At 58.3% G+C, this 386-nt stretch carries 1 protein-coding gene; it reads left to right on the plus strand.

Annotation, left to right across the window (positions count from 1 at the left end; translation table 11 throughout):
• Positions 1-302: hypothetical protein (locus tag HMPREF2927_RS09125; RefSeq protein ID WP_210399819.1), on the plus strand; the 302-nt coding region annotated here is incomplete at its 5' end.
• Positions 303-386 lie beyond the last annotated feature (84 nt).

Here is a 386-nt window from a genome sequence, read left to right on the forward strand (position 1 = left end):
CCTGGACAGCCCCCACCCGGGTCGACCTTCCTACACTACCGACGGACAATGGACCAATCAGCACGTCGGGACTCAACGTCTACCGGATGACCTTTACCGGCCCGCTCACCAATAAGGTTGTCGAAGAAAAGTCATCTGAGACCTGGCCCGGCACCAAAATAGCGTTGCGATTCGCGTCACGAATCAGGCCGCGCAGTAGCAACAGCTACTTCTACGGCGGCTACGTTTTCAGCGCCACCCTAGATAACGGGTACAGCTTCGAGGACAAAACTCTCATCGAGCGCTCCAAGTTTGCTGCGTAATCTCAGCCCCTGTCGCTCAGCGCGACAGGGGCTTTCTTTCTGACCGCCCGCCGTCCTTGCAACCGCCACCATCCCCACTTACGC

This window comes from Rothia sp. HMSC061E04 (genome assembly GCF_001813685.1).
In the GTDB taxonomy this organism is placed as follows: Bacteria; Actinomycetota; Actinomycetes; order Actinomycetales; family Micrococcaceae; genus Rothia; species Rothia mucilaginosa.